Annotated in this window: 5 protein-coding genes; all 5 read left to right on the plus strand. The window is 71.4% G+C overall.

Annotated elements, in window-relative coordinates; genetic code table 11:
* Window positions 1–269 precede the first annotated feature (269 nt).
* The 5 genes from rplU (at window position 270) to galE (ending at window position 5255) form a co-directional block, all read left to right on the plus strand.
* Window positions 270–590 (plus strand): 50S ribosomal protein L21, encoded by a 321-nt coding sequence (gene rplU, locus ACFWUQ_RS31025; RefSeq protein WP_030159347.1) that lies wholly within the window; start codon window positions 270–272, stop codon window positions 588–590.
* Between the two features lie 13 nt (window positions 591–603).
* On the plus strand, window positions 604–858 hold the full coding sequence (gene rpmA, locus ACFWUQ_RS31030; protein ID WP_030027134.1) for a 50S ribosomal protein L27: 255 nt from the start codon (window positions 604–606) through the stop codon (window positions 856–858).
* A gap of 167 nt (window positions 859–1025) precedes the next feature.
* On the plus strand, window positions 1026–2471 hold the full coding sequence (gene obgE / locus ACFWUQ_RS31035; protein WP_384544679.1) for a GTPase ObgE: 1446 nt from the start codon (window positions 1026–1028) through the stop codon (window positions 2469–2471).
* 70 nt (window positions 2472–2541) lie between these two features.
* Complete coding sequence (locus ACFWUQ_RS31040; protein WP_384544681.1) at window positions 2542–4158, plus strand: glycosyltransferase family 2 protein; 1617 nt, start codon at window positions 2542–2544, stop codon at window positions 4156–4158.
* Between the two features lie 83 nt (window positions 4159–4241).
* Window positions 4242–5255: a UDP-glucose 4-epimerase GalE gene (gene galE / locus ACFWUQ_RS31045; protein WP_384544683.1), complete on the plus strand. Its 1014-nt coding sequence runs from the start codon at window positions 4242–4244 to the stop codon at window positions 5253–5255.
* Window positions 5256–5330 lie beyond the last annotated feature (75 nt).

Consider the following 5330-nt stretch of genomic DNA (forward strand, 5'->3'; position numbering starts at 1 on the left):
GGGCCCCGCCGAGAGGCGGGGCCCACGGCCGTCCAGGTCCCGGTTTGACCCCCTGGAACCGGGACCGTAACCTAGACCGTCGGCATGCCTGGGCAATCTGCCCGGCGCGTGCCGCGCTCCTGAGCACCTTCCTCCCGCGTCGTGCGCGCAAGCGCCGTACGGGAGAGGCCGCTCGTCCAATCCGGATCAGTGCGGTCCTGTCGCGAGACGGGGTCCCGACTGAGCGGCTGGCTTCAGGAGCACCCGTCCCGAGTGAGAGAGAGATCCGCGTGTACGCCATCGTGCGCAGCGGTGGTCGCCAGCACAAGGTTGCTGTTGGTGACATCGTTGAGGTTGACAAGATTTCCACTGCCAAGGTTGGCGACACGGTCGAGCTCTCGACCCTGCTCGTTGTCGACGGCGACGCCGTGACCAGCGACCCGTGGGTGCTGGCCGGGATCAAGGTCCAGGCCGAGATCGTGGACCACCACAAGGGCGCCAAGATCGACATCCTGCGCTACAAGAACAAGACCGGCTACCGCCGTCGCCAGGGTCACCGCCAGCAGTACACGGCGATCAAGGTCACCGGTATCCCCACGGCTGCGAAGTAAGAGGGACTGAGACATGGCACACAAGAAGGGCGCATCGTCCACCCGTAACGGGCGCGACTCCAATGCCCAGCGGCTCGGCGTCAAGCGCTTCGGCGGTCAGGTCGTCTCCGCCGGCGAGATTCTCGTCCGCCAGCGCGGCACCCACTTCCACCCGGGTTCGGGTGTCGGTCGTGGTGGCGACGACACGCTGTTCGCGCTGCAGGCCGGTGCCGTGCAGTTCGGCACGCACCGTGGCCGCAAGGTCGTGAACATCGTTCCGGCTGCCTGATCCAGCTCCTGCTGATCAAGCGTTCGTAACTTACCGAGGGCGGATCTCACCTCTTCCCGGCACGAGCCGGGAAGAGAGGTCCGCCCTCGGCGCGTTGTCATACAGACACGTTTAATGGGCAGCAAGGCCTGCCCGGGACATTCCCGTATGTATCTGGAGGAACACCCATGACCACCTTCGTGGACCGCGTCGAGCTGCACGTCGCCGCGGGTAACGGGGGCCACGGCTGCGCCTCCGTTCACCGGGAGAAGTTCAAGCCGCTCGGCGGCCCCGACGGCGGCAACGGCGGTCGCGGCGGCGATGTGATCCTGGTCGTCGAGCAGGCTGTCACCACCCTGCTGGACTACCACCACAGCCCCCACCGCAAGGCCACCAACGGCAAGCCCGGCGAGGGCGGCAACCGCTCCGGCAAGGACGGCCAGGACCTGGTCCTGCCCGTGCCGGACGGCACCGTCGTCCTCGACAAGGAGGGCAACGTCCTCGCCGACCTCGTCGGCCAGGGCACCACCTACGTCGCCGCCGAGGGCGGCCGCGGCGGCCTCGGCAACGCCGCGCTCTCCTCGGCCCGCCGCAAGGCCCCCGGCTTCGCCCTGCTCGGCGTCCCCGGTACCGCCGGCGACGTGGTCCTGGAGCTCAAGACCGTCGCCGACGTGGCGCTGGTCGGCTTCCCAAGCGCCGGCAAGTCCTCGCTGATCTCGGTGCTCTCCTCGGCCAAGCCGAAGATCGCGGACTACCCCTTCACCACCCTGGTCCCGAACCTGGGCGTCGTCACGGCCGGCTCGACCGTCTACACCATCGCCGACGTCCCGGGTCTGATCCCCGGCGCCAGCCAGGGCCGCGGCCTGGGCCTGGAGTTCCTGCGCCACGTCGAGCGCTGCTCGGTGCTCGTGCACGTGCTGGACACCGCCACGCTGGAGTCCGACCGCGACCCGATCGCGGACCTGGACGTCATCGAGGAGGAGCTGCGGCTCTACGGCGGCGGCCTGGAGAAGCGGCCCCGCCTCGTCGTCCTCAACAAGGTCGACATCCCCGACGGCCAGGAGCTCGCGGACATGGTCCGCCCGGACCTGGAAGCCCGCGGATACAAGGTGTTCGAGGTCTCCGCGGTCGCCCGTACGGGCCTCAAGGAGCTCTCGTACTTCCTCGCCGAGGTCATCGCCAAGGCCCGTGCCCGCAAGCCCAAGGAGGAGGCGACCCGTATCGTCATCCGCCCGAAGGCCGTGGACGACGCCGGCTTCACCGTCACCTACGACGAGGCCGAGGACGTCTACAACGTGCGCGGCGAGAAGCCGGAGCGCTGGGTCCGCCAGACCGACTTCAACAACGACGAGGCCGTGGGCTACCTGGCGGACCGCCTCAACCGCCTCGGTGTCGAGGACGCGCTGCGCAAGGCCGGCGCCCGCGCCGGTGACGGCGTCGCCATCGGTTCCGACGAGAACGCGGTCGTCTTCGACTGGGAGCCGACCGTCATGGCCGGCGCCGAGATGCTCGGCCGCCGCGGCGAGGACCACCGGCTGGACGCTCCGCGTCCGGCGACGCAGCGCCGCAAGGAGAAGGACGCCACGCGCGACGACTCCGCCCAGCAGGAGTACGACGAGTTCCGGCCCTTCTAATCCGATTTTCGGCGTGTTCACCCGGCCGGGTTCGAGGGCGCTTTCACCTCGGTCGCCTAGGATCCACCGGGTGAACGACAACAACCCCCCCACCGTTGCCGTTGTGGTGATCGCGTACAACGACGCCGGGCTCGTGGGCGAAGCCGTCTCGTCGGCTCTCGCCCAGGGCCCGGTGGTCGCCGAGGTCATCGCCGTGAACGACGCCTCGTCCGACGACACGGCGAAGGTGCTGGATGAGCTGGCCGGCGTCCATCCCCGCCTCAGGGTCATTCACCGCGAGGAGAACAGCGGCGGATGCGGGACCCCGCGCAACGACGGCATCGCCGCCGCCACCGCCCCGTACGTCCTCTTCCTCGACAGCGACGACGTGCTGCCGCCCGGAGCGGCCGAGGCCCTGCTGCGCGCCGCCGTCGAGCACGACGCACCGGTCACCGTGGGCGCGGCCGTACGGCGGGAGCTGCCGCTGCACCACGACGTGCCGTGGATGCCGGGGCTCTACACCCCCGGCGACGTCATCGAGCGGCCCGCGGACCGGCCCGAGCTGGTCCGGGACACCCTCTGCGTCAACAAGCTGTACGAGCGCTCCTTCCTGCGCAAGCACGACCTGCGCTTCCCCGACGGCCGCTTCGTCTACGAGGACTTCGTCTTCACCGCCCGCGTCCTGGCCGCGGCCCCCCGCATCGCCGTCATCGGCGACCTCGTCTACATCTGGCACGTGCGCCGCGACGCCGCCGAGGTGTCCATCTCCCTCGACCGCGAGGACGTCGGGAACTGGCTCTCGCGCATCGAGGCCCACCGCACGGCCTCCCGCGTCCTGGCCGACGCCTCCCCGGAGCTGGGCCGCGCCTGCCAGGTGAAGTTCCTGGAGTACGACCTGCGCATGTACCTGCGCGAGGTCGGCAAGGACCCCGGCTACCAGGCCGCCTGGTGGACCTCGACCCGCGCGTACCTCGACACCTTCACCGCCGCCGACCTCGATGCCGCGACCGCCCCCACCCGCTGGATCGTGCGGGTGCTCCGCGCCACCGCGACCCCGCCCGCCGACGTCGTGCGCCTGACCCGCCTCGCCGCCGAGCCGCCACTGCTGCCGCCGCCCTACGCCGCCGACGCGGCGGGGACGCCCGTGTGGAGCGCGGAGCTGCCGGTCGAGCTGGACGGCCTGACCGGGCTGCCGGTGGCGGAGCTGCCCGTCTCCGTGGACGCCGAACCGCAGGGCCGCGCGTCCGTCCGCATTCGCCTGCACGACCTCTACGGCCGCCTCGCCGAGGCCGGCCCGGAGACCGCGCAGCTGCACTTCCTGCCCCGCTCGGGCGGCGATCCGGTGCTCGCCCGGCCGGTCGCCCTCACTCCCGACGCGGACGGCGGCTGGAGCGCGGTACTGCCCTTCCGGCTCCGCGACCTGGCCGACACCGGCCGGCGGCAGGGCCTGCGCCGGATGCAGCGCTGGACCGTCAAGGTGGGCGTGCGCTTCGCCGACGGGAGCTCCCTTCTGACCTCCCTGCGCCCCCACGGCGGACTCCTCCACCGTCGCGCCCTGCCCAGCAGCCGGTACGGTGTGCTGCTGGCGCAGCCGTACCGCACCGGATCCGGCGCGCTGGCCCTGCGCCTCGCACCGGGCGTCGAGGGCGCGCTCTACCTCGTGCGCAACCGCCTGCACCGGGCCCGGGCGGGCCGCGGGACGGGCTGAACCACCAGCGGGGACCGTACGGCGGCGAACGCCCCCGGCGGGACCGGCTGGAGCCAGAACAAGGACAGGACCAGGAGATACACATGACGTTTCTGATCACCGGTGGCGCCGGGTACATCGGCGCGCACGTCGTCCGCGCGATGCTGCTCGCGGGGGAGGAGGTCGTCGTCCTCGACGACCTCTCCACGGGCAACGAGGACCGCGTTCCGGAGGGCGTACCGCTGGTGGTCGGCTCGGTACTGGACCGGCTGGTGCTGGACAGGACCATCGCCGAGCACAAGATCACCGGCGTGGTGCACCTGGCGGGCAAGAAGCAGGTCGGCGAGTCCGTCGAGAAGCCGCTGTACTACTACCACGAGAACGTGCAGGGCCTCACGGTCCTGCTCCAGGCCGTGGCCGCCGCCGGCGTCCGCAACGTCCTCTTCTCCTCCTCCGCCTCCGTCTACGGCATGCCCGACGTCGACCTGGTCACCGAGGAGACCCCCTGCGCGCCGCTCAGCCCCTACGGCGAGACCAAGCTGGCGGGTGAGTGGCTGGTGCGCGCGGCCGGCAAGGCGCACGGCATCTCCACGGCCTGCCTGCGCTACTTCAACGTGGCGGGCGCCGCGACCCCCGAGCTCGCCGACACCGGCGTGTTCAACCTGGTCCCGATGGTCTTCGAGCGCTACGACGCCGGTCAGGGGGCCAAGATCTTCGGGGACGACTACCCGACCCCGGACGGCACCTGCATCCGCGACTACATCCACGTCGAGGACCTCGCGGAGGCCCACGTGGCGGCGGCCCGCAAGCTCGCAGAATGGGCCGCGACCGGGGACTACAAGGACCTCACCGTCAACATCGGGCGCGGCGAGGGCGTCTCGGTCGCGGAGATGGTCGAGCTGCTGAACCAGGGCACCGGCCACACGCACGCCCCGGTGATCAGCCCGCGCCGCCCCGGCGACCCGGCGAAGGTCGTGGCCTCGGCCGACAAGATCACCGCCGAGCTGGGCTGGAAGGCCCGGCACGACGTCCGCGAGATGGTCACCTCCGCCTGGGCGGGCTGGGAGGCCAACAAGGCCGCCCGCGCGGACCGCTCCAAGGACGCGCACAAGGCCTGACCGGCTCCCGGCCGCTCGCCCGAGCGGCCGGCGGGTCCGTACACGTACGCGGCCGCCCGCCCCGGACATCCGGGG

The organism is Streptomyces sp. NPDC058662 (assembly GCF_042716255.1).
Taxonomy (GTDB): domain Bacteria; phylum Actinomycetota; class Actinomycetes; order Streptomycetales; family Streptomycetaceae; genus Streptomyces.

Excerpts from the sequence above, each read along its gene's own strand:
- rpmA (WP_030027134.1), top strand. The coding sequence starts at position 604 with ATGGCACACAAGAAGGGCGCATCGTCCACCCGTAACGGGCGCGACTCC.
- obgE (WP_384544679.1), top strand. The coding sequence starts at position 1,026 with ATGACCACCTTCGTGGACCGCGTCGAGCTGCACGTCGCCGCGGGTAAC.
- galE (WP_384544683.1), top strand. The coding sequence starts at position 4,242 with ATGACGTTTCTGATCACCGGTGGCGCCGGGTACATCGGCGCGCACGTC.